We start from the raw sequence: 14,872 nt of genomic DNA on the forward strand, positions 1-14,872 counted from the left end.
CGTGGGTGTCGACATGCTCACCTCGTCCAGGCAGTGACTGCCACTTGGTCGGCGGACCGGAAGATCGTCCCAGCTGCGCCCTTTGCGCCGCGGGCGACTCTATGTGACACAGCGCGCACTCCGGGTCTCCCCCGCGTAACGATCTGGTCTCGGCAGATTTGTCCAGTGTTTATCCTGCGGTCAGGCCTCCTGGCCTTCAACCTTCTCGGGAACCGCGTCAACCCCGGCTTCCTTGCGCTGCTCGGGCGTGATCGGTGCCGGGGCAGCGGTGAGCGGGTCGAACCCGCCTCCCGACTTCGGGAACGCGATCACGTCGCGGATCGAGTCGGTGCCGGCGAGCAGCGCCACGATGCGGTCCCAGCCGAACGCGATGCCACCGTGCGGGGGCGCGCCGTACTTGAAGGCGTCGAGGAGGAAGCCGAACTTCTCCTGCGACTCCGCCTCGTCGATCCCCATGATCGCGAAGACCCGCTTCTGGATGTCCTCGCGGTGGATACGGATCGAGCCGCCGCCGATCTCGTTGCCGTTGCAGACGATGTCGTAGGCCCAGGCCAGGGCGTTGCCCGGGTCGGAGTCGAAGCTCTCGAGGTCCTGCGGGGACGTGAAGGCGTGGTGGACGGCCGTCCAGGCGCTGTAGCCCAGGGCGACGTCGCCGGAGGCCTTCGCGTCGGCGGTGGGCTCGAAGAGAGGCGCGTCGAGGACCCAGAGGAAGCTCCAGGCGCTCTCGTCGATCAGCTCGCCGCGGCGGCCGATCTCGAGCCGCGCGGCGCCCAGCAGGGCACGGCTGGACTTGATGGCGCCGGCGGCGAAGAAGATGCAGTCACCGGGCTCGGCGCCGACGTGCGCGGCCAGGCCGGAGCGCTCCTCCTCGGAGAGGTTCTTGGCGACCGGTCCCCCGAGCTCGCCTCCCTCCTGGACCAGCACGTAGGCCAGTCCCCTGGCGCCACGCTGCTTGGCCCACTCCTGCCAGGCGTCGAGCTTCTTGCGCGGCTGGCCGGCCCCGCCGGGCATGACCACGGCACCGACGTACTCGGCGTTCTCCGGGGAGAAGACGCGGAACGGGGTGTCGCGGAAGTAGTCGGTGCAGTCGACCAGCTCGAGGCCCATGCGCAGGTCGGGCTTGTCGGTGCCGAAGCGGGCCATCGACTCGGCGTAGGTCATCCGCGGCAGCGGCGTGGGGACGTCGTGCCCGATCAGCTTCCAGAGCGCGACCAGGATCTCCTCGGCGAGGGCGAGGACGTCGTCCTGCTCGACGAAGCTCATCTCGATGTCGAGCTGGGTGAACTCCGGCTGCCGGTCGGCGCGGAAGTCCTCGTCGCGGTAGCAGCGCGCGATCTGGAAGTAGCGCTCCATACCCGCGACCATCAGCAGCTGCTTGAACAGCTGCGGGCTCTGGGGCAGGGCGTACCAGCTGCCGGGCTGGAGCCGGGCCGGGACCAGGAAGTCGCGGGCGCCCTCGGGGGTGGAGCGGGTCAGCGTGGGCGTCTCGATCTCCACGAACTCGTGGGCGTCGAGGACGTCGCGCGCCGCCTTGTTGACCTTGCTGCGCAGGCGCAGGGCGGCGTTGGGGCCGCTGCGGCGCAGGTCGAGGTAGCGGTGCTTGAGCCGGGCCTCCTCCCCCACGTCGACGTGGTCGTCGATGGGGAACGGCAGCGGTGCCGCGGCGCTGAGCACCTCAAGGTGGTCGGCGATGACCTCGATCTCGCCCGACGGCAGGTTGGGGTTGGCGTTGCCCTCGGGGCGGGCGCTGACCTGGCCGGTGACCGAGATGCAGAACTCGCTGCGCAGGGAGTGGGCGACGGCCTCGTCGCGCACGACGACCTGGACGACGCCACTGGCCTCGCGCAGGTCGAGGAAGGCGACCCCGCCGTGATCGCGCCGCTTGGCCACCCACCCGGCGAGGGTGACGGTCTGGCCGACGTGCTCGGCGCGGAGGGCGCCGGCGTCATGGGTGCGGATCACTGCTGCTCCTTCAAGAGGACCTGCGGTCGCAGGTCGTCGGTGGGTGGTGTCCAGGTCGCCGGGTCGGCGGTGACCTGGTCGCCGGTACGGATGTCCTTGACCTCGTGGCTGCCGTCGTCCTGACGGAACCAGACGAAGGGGATGCCGCGGCGGTCGGCGTAGCGGATCTGCTTGCCGAACTTCTGGGCGGACGCGGAGACCTCGGTGTTGACGCCACGCGCACGCAGCTGCGCGGCGACGGCCTCGCTCTCGGCCCGGGTGTCCTCATCGGTGACGGCCACGAGCACGGCGCTCGGCACGGCGCGGCTGCCGGCGAGCACGCCGTCGGCCAGCAACGGGATGAGGGTGCGGGAGACGCCGAAGGAGACGCCCACGCCGGGGTACGTCGTACGGCCGTCAGTGGCCAGGGCGTCGTAACGACCGCCGCCGCCGACGGACTTGAGGCGCTCGTAGCCCTCCATGAAGATCTCGACGACGGTGCCGGTGTAGTAGTCGAGGCCGCGCGCGATGCGCAGGTTGGCCTCGACCGTCACGCGGCGTCGCTCCCCGGCGCCGCACCCGGCCACCACGGCCGCGAGCTCGGCGAGGCCCTCCTCGAGCAGCGGGTCCTCGACCCCGAGCGCGCGCACGCGCTCGACGAAGGACGTGTCGGGCACCCGGATGGTCGCGAGCTCGAGGCAGCGCTGCGCCTGCTCCGGCGTCGCGCCGGCGTCGCTGACCAGCAGCGCCGCGACCTGCTCGGCGGGGAGCTTGTCGAGCTTGTCGATGGTGCGGATGGCCGCGGTGACGTCGGCCAGGCCGAGGCCGCGGTAGAAGCCCTGGATCAGCTTGCGGTTGTTGAACTGGAAGCTCAGCGGCGGCAGGGGCAGCGCGTCCAGCGCCTCCACCATCACCCGCATCACCTCGATGTCGTGGTGGAACGGCAGCTCGTCCTTGCCGACGATGTCGACGTCGGCCTGCGTGAACTGGCGGTAGCGCCCCTCCTGGGGGCGCTCGCCGCGCCAGGCGGGCTGCACCTGGTAGCGGCGGAACGGGAACTCGAGGTGACCGGCGTGCTCCAGGACGTAGCGGGCGAACGGCACGGTGAGGTCGAAGTGGAGGCCCAGACCGGTGTCGTCGGCGGTGTCCTCGGCCTGCAGGCGGCGCAGGACGTAGATCTCCTTGTCGACCTCGCCCCCCTTGGCCAGGCGGTCGAGGGGCTCGACGACGCGGGTCTCGATGTTGGCGAAGCCGTGCAGCTCGAAGCTGCGCGACAGCGACCCGATCACGTCGCGCTCGACGGCGCGCTGCGCGGGCAGCAGCTCGGGGAACCCGCTGAGGGGTGTGGGCTTGGCGGTCATCGGGTCACGAGGTCCTGGAGGAACGGGTTGGTCGCGCGCTCGCGGCCGATGGAGGTCTGCTCGCCGTGGCCGGGCAGCACCACGATGTCGTCGGCGAGTGGCAGCACCTTGGTGGCCAGGCTGCGCAGCATCGTGGGGTGGTCGCCGCCCGGGAGGTCGGTGCGCCCGATCGAGCCGGCGAACAGCAGGTCTCCGGAGAACATCACCTCGGAGATGTCCTGGGCGTCGTACGGCGTACGGAAGGTCACCGAGCCCTCGGTGTGGCCGGGCGTGTGGTCGACCACGAACCGCAGGCCGGCCAGCTCGAGCTCCTGGAGGTCGCCCAGCTCCTGTACGTCGTCGGGCTCGGCCCAGGTGTAGTTGCCGCCGAGCAGCATCGCGGAGCTCTCGGGGGACATGCCCGCCATCGGGTCGGAGAGCAGGTGCCGGTCGCTGGGGTGGATCCACGCGGTGGCGTCGTAGGTGCCGGCCACGGGCGCCACGCACCACATGTGGTCGACGTGGCCGTGAGTGACCAGGACGGCGACGGGCTTGAGCCGGTGCTCGCGCACCACCTCGGCCACGCCGTCGGCGGCGTCCTTCCCGGGGTCGACGACGACGCACTCGCTGCCCGGGCCGGTGGCGGCGACGTAGCAGTTCGTGCCCCAGGGTCCTGCAGGGAAACCGGCGATCAACACTCCGCAACACTATCGAGACGAGCCATCGGTCGTCCCCCCGGTATCTGCACACTAGTGTGGGCCACTGCTTCTGCCGGGCAACAAGCGAGGGACTGCAGTGACGAGCACCGAATGGGGTCGCGTCGGCAACGACGGCACCGTCTACGTGAGGACCTCCGACGGCGAACGAGCCGTCGGTCAGTACCCCGTCGGGACGCCGGAAGAGGCGCTGAAGTTCTACACCGACCGCTATCTCGCGCTCGAGACCGAGGTCTCCCTGCTCGACCAGCGGGTGCGCTCCGGGGTCCTCGCACCCGAGGAGGCGGCTGAGACGATCAAGCTCGTGCGGGCCCAGGTGGTCGAGGCCAACGCCGTGGGCGACCTGGCTGCTCTGGCGGCCCGGCTCGACTCGCTCGGCCCGGTCATCGCCCAGCAGCGCGCCGCGCGCAAGGCGGAGAAGGCCCAGAAGGCCGCCGAGTCGAAGGAGCAGAAGGAGAAGATCGTCGCCGCCGCGGAGAAGATCGCGGAGGGCAACGACTGGCGTCACGGCGCCAACAAGCTCCGCGAGCTGCTCGACGAGTGGAAGGCGCTCCCCCGCATCGACCGGGCCTCCGACGACGCGCTGTGGAAGCGCTTCTCGGGTGCGCGGACGTCGTACACGAGGCGGCGCAAGTCGCACTTCGCCGAGCAGGACGAGAAGCGCGCGTCCGCCCAGGTGGTCAAGGAGCGGCTGGCCAAGCAGGCCGAGGAGCTCGCGTCGTCGACCGAGTGGGGCCCGACCGCGGGCCGCTACCGCGACCTGATGCGCGACTGGAAGGCCGCCGGCCCGGCGCCCAAGGACGTCGACGACGCCCTGTGGACCCGCTTCCGCGGCGCCCAGGATACGTTCTTCGGTGCCCGTGACGCCGCCAACGCGGCGCTCGACGCCGAGTTCGCCGTCAACGCCGAGGTCAAGGAGAAGCTCCTGGTCGAGGCCGAGGCGCTGCTCCCCGTGACCGACGTCGAGGCCGCCAAGCGCGCGTTCCGCGACATCGCCGAGAAGTGGGACGCCGCCGGCAAGGTGCCACGCGAGAAGATCAAGGACCTCGAGGCGCGCATCCGCAAGGTCGAGCAGACCATCCGCGGGCTCGAGGACGAGCAGTGGCGCAAGTCCGACCCCGAGAAGTCCGCGCGTGCCGACGACATGGTCGCCAAGCTCCAGGCCGCCATCGCCGGGGTCGAGGCCGACCTCGAGAAGGCCCGCGCCGCCGGCAACGAGAAGAAGGTCAAGGAGCTCACGGATAACCTCGAGTCCCGTCAGGCCTTCCTCGAGATGGCCAAGCGCGCCTCGCAGGAGTTTTCCGGCTGACCCGTCACAAGCTCACCGAGATACACGTTGACCCGCCCGAAACTTTCGGGCGGGTCAACGTGATTTTGTGTCAGTTTCTGACGGGTCAACCGGCTACTGGGTGATGCGGTAGGCGTCGAAGACACCGGGGACGCCGCGGACGGCCTTGAGGACGGTGTCGAGGTGCTTGGCCTCGGCCATCTCGAAGGTGAAGCGGCTCTTGGCGACGCGGTCGCGGGTGGTGGAGAGGTTGGCGCTGAGGATGTTCACGTGGGCGTCGGAGAGCACCATCGTGATGTCGGAGAGCAGCCGGGCCCGGTCGATCGCCTCGACCTGGATGTTGACCAGGAACGTCGAGTTGCCGGTCGGGGCCCACTCGACCTCGAGCACCTTCTCGGGCTGCTTGAGCAGCGAGGCGGCGTTGGTGCAGTCGCGGCGGTGGACCGAGACTCCGCCGCCCTTGGTCACGAAGCCGAGGATGTCGTCGGGCGGCACCGGGGTGCAGCACTTGGCCAGCTTGACCCATACGTCGGGTGAGCCCTTGACGATCACGCCGGCGTCGCTGCCGGTGGAGACCTTGGAGCGGCCGCGGCGACCGGTGATCGTCACCGCCTCGGCGAGGTCCTCCTGCGCGCCCTCGTTGCCGCCGTGCAGCTCGATCACCCGGCGTACGACGGCCTGGGCGCTGAGGTTGCCCTCGCCCACCGCCGCGTAGAGCGCGGAGACGTCGGCGATTTTGTAGTGGGCGGCCGCCAGCGTCAGCGACTCGTGGGAGAGGAGGCGCTTGAGCGGCAGGCCCTCCTTGCGCATGAGCTTGGCGATCTCGTCCTTGCCCCGCTCGATCGCCTCCTCGCGCCGCTCCTTGGTGAACCACTGGCGGATCTTGGCGCGGGCGCGGGGCGACTTGACGAAGGTCAGCCAGTCCTGGGAGGGCGCGGCCGTGGCGGCCTTCGAGGTGAACACCTCGATGACGTCGCCGTTCTCGAGCGTCGACTCGAGCGGGACCAGCCGGCCGTTGACCCGGGCGCCGATGGTGTGGTGCCCGACCTCGGTGTGGACGGCGTAGGCGAAGTCGACGGGGGTCGCGCCGGCGGGCAGGGCGATGACGTCGCCCCGGGGCGTGAAGACGTAGGTCTCGGCGCGGTTGATCTCGAAGCGCAGCGACTCCAGGAACTCGCCCGGGTCCTCGACCTCGCTCTGCCAGTCGAGCAGCTGGCGGACCCACGACATGTCGTCCATGTCGCCGCGGCGCTCGGTGTCGGCGCCGGTGCGGCCGTCCTCCTTGTACTTCCAGTGCGCGGCGACGCCGTACTCGGCGCGACGGTGCTGGGCGAAGGTCCGGACCTGCATCTCCACGGGCTTGCCCTGCGGCCCGATCACCGTGGTGTGGAGCGACTGGTACATGTTGAACTTCGGCATCGCGACGTAGTCCTTGAACCGCCCGAGCACGGGGTTCCAGCGCGAGTGCAGGACGCCGAGGACCGAGTAGCAGTCGCGGTCGTCGTCGACCAGGATCCGGATGCCGACCAGGTCGTAGATGTCGGAGAAGTCGCGGCCGCCGACGATCATCTTCTGGTAGATCGAGTAGTAGTGCTTGGGCCGGCCGGTCACGGTGGCCTTGACCTTGGCGTCGCGCAGGTCCTGCTCGACCTGGCTGATCACCTCGGCCAGGAACGAGTCGCGCGACGGCGCCCGCTCGGCGACCATCCGCACGATCTCGTCGTAGATCTTGGGGTGCAGGGTCGCGAACGCGAGGTCCTCGAGTTCCCACTTGATGGTGTTCATGCCGAGCCGGTGGGCCAGCGGCGCGTAGATGTCGAGCGTCTCGCGGGCCGTGCGCTCCTGGCTCTTTTGCGGCACGTAGCGCAGCGTGCGCATGTTGTGGAGACGGTCGGCGAGCTTGATGACCAGGACGCGGATGTCGCGCGACATCGCGACGATCATCTTGCGGATGGTCTCGGCCTGCGCCGAGTCGCCGTACTGGACCTTGTCGAGCTTGGTCACGCCGTCGACGAGGCGGGCGACCTCGTCACCGAAGTCCTCGCGACACTGGTCGAGGGTGTAGGGCGTGTCCTCGACCGTGTCGTGCAGCAGCGCCGCGACCAGGGTCGACTCGGTCATGCCGATGTCGGCGAGGATCGTGGTGACGGCGAGCGGATGGGTGATGTAGGGGTCACCGCTCTTGCGCATCTGGGTGCCGTGCATCTTCTCGGCCGTGACGTAGGCGCGCTCGATCAGCGCCAGGTCGGCCTTCGGGTGGTTGGCGCGTACGGCGCGGAACAGCGGCTCGAGCACGGGGTTGCCGGTCTGGGTGCGGGTGCCCATCCGGGCCAGCCGCGCGCGCATGCTGCGCGCCGACGGCGGGGCGGCGTCCGAGGGGGTTTCCGGCGCACGGTCCCGCGCGGGCGGGGCGGTGCGTTCCTCGGTCACCCTGCGAGTCTACGGCGTGTCAGACAGTCATCAGGGCGGTCAGGGGAAGGTCCCCGATCGCCTGACGGCCGGGCAGGAACGACAGTTCCATGAGCATCGCCGCGGCCGTGGCCGTGCCACCGCACGCCTCGACGAGGTCGACGGTGGCCTGCAGCGTGCCACCGGTGGCGAGCACGTCGTCGACCAGCAGCACCCGCTCACCGGGAGCGATGCCGTCCTGGTGCACCTCGAGCGTCGCCACGGCGTACTCGAGCGCGTAGGAGACCGCGTGCGTGGCGCGAGGGAGGCGACCGACCTTGCGCACGGGCACGAAGCCCACGCCGAGGGCCAGGGCCACGGGCGCGGCGAGGATGAACCCGCGCGCCTCCATGCCGACCACCTTGTCGACCACGACGGTGCCGTCGCCGTCACGGCCGACGTCGGCGAGCGCGGCGATCACGGCCGCGAAGCCGGCGGGGTCGCCCAGGAGCGGCGTGATGTCCTTGAAGAGGATGCCCGGCTCGGGGAAGTCGGGGACGTCGAGGACCAGGCGCGCGAGCGCCTCGCGTGCCGCGGCGCCGACCGACCCACCCGGGGTGGTCACTACTTCTTGCCGCGCTTCGACTTCGTCTGCCGTACGGGCTGGACGCGACCAGCGGAGTTGCTCTGCTTCACCGGCCCACGGGAAGGAGGTACGACGCGCCCTCGGCCGCTCGCCTCGACGCCACGCGGCGGTGCGGTCGGGCGGCTCTCGGGCTGTCCCTCGTCGTCGAGGTCGGCGTCGTCCTCGGGCTCGTCGACGACGGGCATGTCCTCGACGAACGCCGGGACCGAGGCGTAGCGGTCGGCCTGCGCTCGCGCACGGGCCTTGGCCCGGCGCTCCTGCAGCACGATCGCGCTCTCGGTGGACTTGAGGTGGACCAGCACGCGCGGCGCCAGGAAGACCGACGAGTAGACGCCGACCGCCATACCGACGAACTGCGCGAGCGCGAGGTCCTGCAGCGAGCTGGCACCCAGCTGCACCGCACTGACGTAGAGGATCGCGCCGATCGGGATCAGGGCCACGATGCCGGTGTTGACCGAGCGCACCAGGGTCTGGTTGACGGCCAGGTTGGCGGCGTCGCTGTAGCTCTGCCCCGGCTTGAGCCGCTCGTGGGTGTTCTCCCGGACCTTGTCGAAGACGACGACGGTGTCGTAGAGGGAGAACCCGAGGATCGCGAGCAGACCGGTCACCGCGGACGGCGTGACCTGGAAGCCCGACAGCGCGTAGATCCCGATCGTGATCATGATGTCGTGGGCCAGCGCGACGAGCGCGGCGATCGACATCTTCCACTCGCGGAAGTAGGCCCAGATGAAGAGCATGACCAGGATCAGGAAGACGATCACGCCGATGATGGCGCGCTGCGCGACCTCCTGGCCCCAGCTGGCGCCGATCTCGTTCTGGGAGATGTCGGCGGTCTCGACGTCGACGACCGTCTGGATCGCCGCGACGACCTCGTCGCTCTCGTCCTGGGTGAGCTCCTCGACCTGCACCAGGATGGCGTTGCCACCGGCCGTGGTGGCCGTGGGGTTGGCGGCACCGTCGATGCCGGCGTTGGCGACCACCTCACGGAGGTCGTCAGCCGTGGCCTGCGAGGCCTGCGACGAGCTGACCGGGACGCGGTACTGCGTGCCGCCGGTGAACTCGATGCCGAAGTTGAGGCCCTTGAGCACGATGATCGCGATGGCCCCGGCGACGAGGGTGCCGGACACGGCGTACCAGAGCGCCTTGCGCCCGACGAAGTCGATCGAGCGGCGGCCTCCGTAGAGGTCGTTGCCGATCCTCGAGAACTTGCCCATCAGGCCCTCCCCTCCGCGCGTGCGATATCCATGCCGAGCGTCTCCTTGCTGAGACCGGAGAACCGGCCCCCGCCGTTGAAGAAGCGGTAGCGACCGAGGTAGGACACCAGCGGCTTGGTGAACCAGAACAGGACCGCGAGGTCGATCAGCGTGGACAGGCCCAGCGCGAAGCCGAAGCCCTTCACCGCGCCGGTGGCGAAGAAGTAGAGCACCGAGGCGGACAGCAGCGAGACCACGTTGGCCGCGAGCCGGGTGACCTTGGCGCGCTTCCAGCCGCTCTCGACCGCGACCCGCATCGTCTTGCCCTCGCGCATCTCGTCACGGATGCGCTCGAAGAAGATGATGAAGGAGTCGGCGGTGATGCCGACCGCGATGATCAGGCCCGCGATGCCCGGCAGGGTCAGGGTGAAGCCGGCCGACACCCCGAGCAGCAGCACCATGGAGTAGGTGATCAGCGCCGCGACCGCGAGCGAGCCCAGCACCACGAGGCCGAGGCCGCGGTAGTAGAGCAGGCAGTAGAGCATCACGAGGCCGAGGCCGAAGCCGCCGGCCCAGAGGCCCGCGGAGAGCTGGTCACCGGCCAGGGAGGGCCCGATGGTCTCGGAGGACACGTCGTCCTGGAACGAGATCGGCAGCGCGCCGAACTTGAGGCTGGTCGCCAGGCTGCCGGCAGAAGCCTCGGTGAAGTTGCCGCTGATCTCGGCCTGGCCGTTGGTGATCCGGCCGTTCATGGTCGGGGCGGAGATGACCTGGCCGTCCAGGACGATCGCGAACCGACCGCCGTTGGTGACGAGCGCGGTCGAGACCTCGGAGAAGGCGTCCTGGCCGACGCCGCCGATCTCGAGGTTGACCACCCAGCCGACCTGGCCCTGCGGGATGCCGGCGCTGGCGGACTCGAGGTCGGTGCCCTCGATCACGGCCTTGGACAGCAGGTACTTGACCGCCGGGCCGCCGTCGTCGCCTGGCTCGCAGGTGATCAGCGGCAGGTCGGGGTTGTCCACGACCTGCGGCGGGTTGCCGTCGGTCGGGCACTGGAACTCGTTGTAGCGCTTGACCCAGGCGGCGTCGGGGCTGGTGCTCCAGGCGAGCTCCTCGGCGACACGGGCCGCCTCCTTCTCCGGGTCGCCCTGAGGGATGGCGACGGACTCGGTCGGGCTCGGGGAGCTCGACGGGTCGCTCGACGCCGTGTCGGACGGGCTCTCGGACGGGGCGTCGCTCGGAGAGGCGGTCGGGCTGGCGGTGTTGCTGGCCAGCGCCTCGGCCGGGCCGTTGCCCTGGCCACGCTTGTGGAGGAAGCCGGGCGTGGCACGGTTGGCGCTGCCGCTCGTGGCTCCGTCTGACGGGTTGCCGGACTGGGTCACGGAGTCGCTGGGAGTGCCACTGGGCGTGTTGCTGGGCGTGTTGCTGGGCTCGGTGCCGGGTTCGGGCACGGTGGGGTCGACCTGGGGCGCCGCGGTGCACGCGGTCGCGGAGTCGGCCGCGCAGGCGACCAGGCGGAAGCGCAGCTGGGCCTGTCGCTTGACGGTGTCGACCAGGTCGCGCGCGTTGCGGCCGGGGATCTCGACCACGATGAACCGGTTGTCCTGCGTAGTGACCTCGGCCTCGCGCACACCGGTGCTATTGACGCGCTGGTCGATGATCTTGCGCGCCTCGTCGAAGCTCTCGGAGCTGGGGTCGCCCTCCGCGGTCATCGTGATGCGGGTGCCGCCCTGCAGGTCGAGGCCGAGCTCGGGCTTCCACGTGCCGGCCAGTGCCACCAGGCCGTAGGAGATGGCCACGCCCAGGAGGAACACCAGGAGGGTGCGCCCGGGGCGAGCGGTCTTGCGGGCCATCAGTTCTCCTCAGGCTCGGGCTCGCCGAGCACTTCTTCGCGTTGTACGACGGTGCCGACGGCGCCGCGGGCGACGTGGATGACCACGCCGGGGGCGATCTCGACGCCCACTCGGTCCTCGGCCAGCTCGACCAGCGTGCCGAACACACCGGAGGTGAGCATCACCTCGTCCCCTACGGACAACGCGGACTGCATACGCGTGAGTTCCCGCTGGCGACGAGAGGCCGGCCTGATGACCAGGAGCCAGAAGAGGAGAGCGATGCCCACGAGGGGCAAGAGCTGGACTAGCTCTGGCACGACAAGACCTTCCAATACCGATGGGGGGTGCGCGGCCTGCGCGCCGAGAGGGGCAGACCGACCGACGGGAGAGTCTAACCGTGAGGCCCCTCCCGGTGACGAATCAGTCCTCGAAGAGGGCTACCTCGGCGTCCAGCATCGCAGCCGACGTGGGGACGGCTAGCCCGAGGTGGCGCCAGGCGCCCGCGGTGGCGACCCGGCCGCGCGGCGTACGGGCCAGGAAGCCGTTGCGCACGAGGAACGGCTCGGCGACCTCCTCGACCGTCTCGCGCTCCTCCCCGACTGCGACCGCGAGGGTGGAGATGCCGACCGGTCCGCCGCCGAAGCGCCGGCAGAGTACGTCGAGGACCGCGCGGTCGAGCCGGTCGAGGCCGAGCTCGTCGACCTCGTAGAGCGCCAGCGCCGCGTGGGCGATGTCGAGGGTGACGACGCCGTCGGCGCGGACCTGGGCGTAGTCGCGGACACGACGCAGCAGGCGGTTGGCGATGCGCGGCGTGCCTCGCGAGCGCGAGGCGATCTCGGCGGAGCCCTCCTCGGTGAGCTCGACGCCGAGCAGGCCGGCGGAGCGATGGACGATCAGGTCGAGCTCGGAGGCCTCGTAGTACTCGAGGTGGGCGGTGAATCCGAACCGGTCGCGCAGCGGGCCGGGCAGCAGCCCGGCGCGGGTGGTGGCGCCGACGAGGGTGAAGGGTGGGATTTCGAGCGGGATCGCGGTGGCGCCGGGGCCCTTGCCGATGACGACGTCGACCCGGAAGTCCTCCATCGCCATGTAGAGCATCTCCTCGGCGGGCCGCGACATCCGGTGGATCTCGTCGACGAAGAGCACGTCGCCGTCGTTCATGCCGGAGAGGATCGCGGCGAGGTCTCCGGCGTGGGTGATCGCCGGACCGCTGGTGAGGCGCAGCGGCGTGGACATCTCGTGGGCGATGATCATCGCCAGCGTGGTCTTCCCGAGCCCTGGAGGCCCGGACAGCAGCACGTGGTCGGGGGCGCGCTCGCGGCGACGAGCCGCCTCGAGCACCAGCCCTAGCTGCTCACGCACGCGGTGCTGGCCGACGACCTCGTCGAGCGACTTGGGCCGCAGCGCCGCCTCGATCGCGCGCTCGTCGCCCTCGGCCTCCGCGGCGGTCAGCGACCGGAGGTGCTGCTCCTCGACGACGTCAAGCTCGTCCTCGTGCACGTCAGGCCTTGCTCAGGGAGCGGAGCGCGGAGCGCAGCAGCGCGCCGATGTCGGGGGTGTCGCCGGCCTCGGGGGCCACGCTCTCGACCGCGGCCTCGGCGTCCTTGGTGGACCAGCCGAGCCCGACCAGGCCCTGCTCGACCTGGTCGCGCCACTGCGGCACCGCGGAGGCGGGGCTCGAGGAGCGCCCTGAGGTGGGGCTGCCGATCCGGTCCTTGAGCTCGAGGATGATCCTCTGCGCGCCCTTCTGGCCCACGCCGGGCACCCGGGTCAGGGTCTTGACGTCGTCGCTGGCGATCGCGCGGCGGAGGTCGTCGGGCGAGAGCACAGCAACCATCGCCTGGGCGAGCTTGGGCCCGACCCCGGAGGCGGTCTGCACGAGCTCGAACGTCGACTTCTCGTCGTCGTCGACGAACCCGAAGAGCGTGAGCGAGTCTTCGCGGACGACCATGCTGGTGGGCAGCGTGGCCAGGTGCCCGGGACGCAGGGTGGCGAGCGTGCCCGGCGTACACATCAGCTCGAGGCCGACCCCGCCGACCTCGATCACGGCGCTGGACAGGGTCAGGGCGGCCACCTGGCCGCGGACGAACGCGATCATGCTCTGCTCCTCGCTGCGGCCACGGCGGCGTCGAGGCGCGACTGGGCGCCGCCGCGCCAGATGTGGGTGATGGCCAGCGCCAGGGCGTCGGCGGCGTCGGCGGGCTTGGGCGGCGCATCGAGGCGCAGGATCCGGGTGACCATCGCGCCCACCTGGGCCTTGTCGGCCCGGCCATTGCCGGACACGGCGGCCTTGACCTCGCTGGGTGTGTGGAGCGCGACCGGGAGCCCGCGCCGGGCGGCGCACACGAGCGCGATCGCACTGGCCTGGGCGGTGCCCATGATCGTGCTGCTGTCGGAGCGCGCGAAGACCCGCTCCACCGCGACGGCGTCTGGCCGGTGCTCGTCGAGCCAGGCGTCGATGCCGATCTCGATGCTGACCAGCCGCTCGGCGACCGGGAGCTGGCTGGAGGTGCGTAGGACGTTGACGTCGACCAGCGTGAGCGGGCGGCCGACGCTGCCCTCGACCACGCCCATGCCCATGCGGGTCAACCCGGGGTCGATCCCGAGCACTCGCATCGGCCTGGTCATGTCGCGCCTCTCGTCCGAACACCTGTTCGGAGACCTACGCTAGCCCGCCACTCCCCCACAGCCGGGTCGCGACACGCGCTCGGACCGCCGACCGTCGCAAAGTTTGCGACGGGTCCGCGTGAAGGTCCGGTCAGTCGTCCTCGAGCTCGGCCATGACCTCGTCGGAGACGTCGAGGTTGGCGTAGACGTTCTGTACGTCGTCGAGGTCCTCGAGCACGTCGATGAGCCGGAACACCTTGGGCGCGGAGTCGGCGTCGAGCTCGATCTTGTTGTCGGGGACGAAGGACGCCTCGGCCGAGTCGTAGTCGATGCCGGCCGCTTGCAGGGCGGTGCGGACCGCGACCAGGTCGGTCGACTCGGAGACGACCTCGAACGCGTCGCCGAGGTCGTTGACGTCGTCGGCACCGGCCTCGAGCGTGGCCTCGAGGACGTCGTCCTCGCTGACCGTCTTGCCCTCCTGGTCCGCGGGGACGATCACGACGCCCTTGCGGTTGAACAGGAACGACACCGAACCCGGGTCGGCCAGGGACCCGCCGTTGCGGGTCATGGCGGTGCGGACCTCCATGGCGGCGCGGTTCTTGTTGTCGGTGAGGCACTCGATGAGGATCGCGACGCCGCCGGGGCCGTAGCCCTCGTACATAATCGTCTGGTAGTCGGCGCCGCCGGTCTCGGCACCGGAGCCGCGCTGCACGGCCCGCTCGATGTTGTCCTTGGTGACCGAGGACTTCTTGGCCTTCTGGATGGCGTCGAAGAGCGTCGGGTTGCCGGTGGGGTCACCGCCGCCCATCCGGGCCGCGACCTCGATGTTCTTGATCAGCTTGGTGTTCATCTTGCTGCGCTTGGCGTCGACGACCGCCTTCTTGTGCTTGGTGGTCGCCCATTTGGAGTGGCCAGACATGCGTC

General features: G+C 70.4%; 13 protein-coding genes. 1 reads left to right on the forward strand and 12 read right to left on the reverse strand.

Annotated features, from left to right (window positions below; all coding sequences use genetic code 11):
- Nucleotides 1–180 precede the first annotated feature (180 nt).
- Genes aspS through BLR90_RS14595 form a run of 3 tightly spaced genes read right to left on the reverse strand, consistent with a single transcriptional unit; the run spans nucleotide 181 to nucleotide 3,979 of the window.
- A complete protein-coding gene (gene aspS, locus BLR90_RS14585; RefSeq protein ID WP_091025966.1) occupies nucleotides 181–1,962 on the reverse strand; it encodes an aspartate--tRNA ligase in 1,782 nt (593 codons plus the stop codon).
- A complete protein-coding gene (gene hisS, locus BLR90_RS14590; protein ID WP_091025967.1) occupies nucleotides 1,959–3,302 on the reverse strand; it encodes a histidine--tRNA ligase in 1,344 nt (447 codons plus the stop codon). Before hisS ends, aspS begins: the two co-directional genes overlap by 4 nt.
- A complete protein-coding gene (locus tag BLR90_RS14595; RefSeq protein WP_091025968.1) occupies nucleotides 3,299–3,979 on the reverse strand; it encodes an MBL fold metallo-hydrolase in 681 nt (226 codons plus the stop codon). Before BLR90_RS14595 ends, hisS begins: the two co-directional genes overlap by 4 nt.
- A gap of 97 nt (nucleotides 3,980–4,076) precedes the next feature.
- Between BLR90_RS14595 and BLR90_RS14600 the strand changes: the two genes are divergently transcribed.
- A complete protein-coding gene (locus BLR90_RS14600; protein ID WP_091025969.1) occupies nucleotides 4,077–5,306 on the forward strand; it encodes a DUF349 domain-containing protein in 1,230 nt (409 codons plus the stop codon).
- Between the two features lie 93 nt (nucleotides 5,307–5,399).
- On the opposite strand, the gene BLR90_RS14605 is transcribed toward BLR90_RS14600, so the two are convergent.
- The 9 genes from BLR90_RS14605 to BLR90_RS14645 form a co-directional block, all read right to left on the reverse strand.
- Complete coding sequence (locus tag BLR90_RS14605; protein WP_091025970.1) at nucleotides 5,400–7,631, reverse strand: RelA/SpoT family protein; 2,232 nt, start codon at nucleotides 7,629–7,631, stop codon at nucleotides 5,400–5,402.
- Between the two features lie 103 nt (nucleotides 7,632–7,734).
- A complete protein-coding gene (locus BLR90_RS14610; RefSeq protein WP_091025971.1) occupies nucleotides 7,735–8,298 on the reverse strand; it encodes an adenine phosphoribosyltransferase in 564 nt (187 codons plus the stop codon).
- Nucleotides 8,298–9,533, reverse strand: coding sequence for a protein translocase subunit SecF (gene secF, locus BLR90_RS14615; RefSeq protein ID WP_091025972.1), 1,236 nt, complete (start codon nucleotides 9,531–9,533; stop codon nucleotides 8,298–8,300). The genes BLR90_RS14610 and secF overlap by 1 nt, the downstream gene beginning before the upstream one ends.
- The gene (gene secD, locus BLR90_RS14620) at nucleotides 9,533–11,365 is read right to left on the reverse strand and encodes a protein translocase subunit SecD (RefSeq protein ID WP_091025973.1); all 1,833 of its coding nucleotides are present in this window, start codon (nucleotides 11,363–11,365) and stop codon (nucleotides 9,533–9,535) included. Before secD ends, secF begins: the two co-directional genes overlap by 1 nt.
- Entirely contained in the window at nucleotides 11,365–11,661 is a 297-nt protein-coding gene (yajC, locus tag BLR90_RS14625) for a preprotein translocase subunit YajC (protein ID WP_091025974.1), read from the reverse strand. The genes secD and yajC overlap by 1 nt, the downstream gene beginning before the upstream one ends.
- Nucleotides 11,662–11,764: 103 nt before the next feature.
- Nucleotides 11,765–12,793, reverse strand: coding sequence for a Holliday junction branch migration DNA helicase RuvB (gene ruvB / locus BLR90_RS14630; protein ID WP_245715350.1), 1,029 nt, complete (start codon nucleotides 12,791–12,793; stop codon nucleotides 11,765–11,767).
- 49 nt (nucleotides 12,794–12,842) lie between these two features.
- Complete coding sequence (gene ruvA, locus BLR90_RS14635) at nucleotides 12,843–13,439, reverse strand: Holliday junction branch migration protein RuvA (RefSeq protein WP_091025976.1); 597 nt, start codon at nucleotides 13,437–13,439, stop codon at nucleotides 12,843–12,845.
- Entirely contained in the window at nucleotides 13,436–13,957 is a 522-nt protein-coding gene (ruvC, locus tag BLR90_RS14640; RefSeq protein ID WP_091025977.1) for a crossover junction endodeoxyribonuclease RuvC, read from the reverse strand. The genes ruvA and ruvC overlap by 4 nt, the downstream gene beginning before the upstream one ends.
- A gap of 142 nt (nucleotides 13,958–14,099) precedes the next feature.
- A complete protein-coding gene (locus BLR90_RS14645; RefSeq protein ID WP_091025978.1) occupies nucleotides 14,100–14,867 on the reverse strand; it encodes a YebC/PmpR family DNA-binding transcriptional regulator in 768 nt (255 codons plus the stop codon).
- Nucleotides 14,868–14,872 lie beyond the last annotated feature (5 nt).

Source organism: Nocardioides szechwanensis (assembly GCF_900103935.1).
Classification (GTDB): Bacteria; Actinomycetota; Actinomycetes; order Propionibacteriales; family Nocardioidaceae; genus Nocardioides; species Nocardioides szechwanensis.